Genomic DNA, 628 nt, shown 5'->3' on the forward strand with positions numbered 1-628 from the left:
TGCTTCTACTGTAAAAGAGCCGCACTACCACCATGATCTCAAAGGCAGACATTGTGAATTTCTCAGGAGAAAACAAATGAAATTTTAGGATGAACAGCCATGATGAAAATAGTCGATCTCACGAGCAGCGAGATTCTCAGTTCCCAGCAGGCATGTGAAGAGTGGGGGATTGATTCGTCTACGCTCCGAAAGAGAGCGCATGATTTTCCTGCGGGAACAATCAGAAAGTTCGGGACAACCTATGCCGTGACAAGAGCGGGCATGTGTGCCGTATTTGGACGTAAGAGCGACACTGACTCAGAAGAAAGGGGAGACGGCTGAGCGCTATGAATCAAGAGATTAATATTCAAAACGCCCTGGTCAATGATGATGAATGGAAGCAGATCATCAAGAAGCCGCTCCCGGAGAGAACCCCGTATGAAAAAAACAGTCATTTGACGATAAGCCGTCTGGCGGGACGGATTCTTGGAACTCCGCACGATGAAACGGATTACTACATATATCTCCATGAGCAGTATGCGTCCGGTGATGTGCATGTGTTAAGCGAGACGCTTGATAAGACCATTTCTCCGGAAAGGTTTCAGGCCATACAGCGGATCCATATGGTGAACCAGAAAGAAAAAGGACT

At 47.1% G+C, this 628-nt stretch carries 2 protein-coding genes; both read left to right on the forward strand.

Going from position 1 to position 628, the window contains the following annotated elements; all coding sequences use genetic code 11:
• The first annotated feature begins 99 nt into the window (after positions 1-99).
• Positions 100-321, forward strand: a complete 222-nt coding sequence (locus ACWHAR_RS28745; protein WP_003178729.1) for a helix-turn-helix domain-containing protein — start codon at positions 100-102, stop codon at positions 319-321.
• A gap of 5 nt (positions 322-326) precedes the next feature.
• Positions 327-628, forward strand: a 302-nt coding sequence (locus tag ACWHAR_RS28750; protein WP_452088655.1) for a YceG family protein, incomplete at its 3' end; no start/stop codon positions are given.

The sequence above is a fragment of the Bacillus sp. LR--39 genome, from assembly GCF_053613335.1.

Bases quoted from the DNA above. Each gene is read 5' to 3' on its own strand.
- ACWHAR_RS28745 (WP_003178729.1), top strand. From the start codon at position 100: ATGATGAAAATAGTCGATCTCACGAGCAGCGAGATTCTCAGTTCCCAG.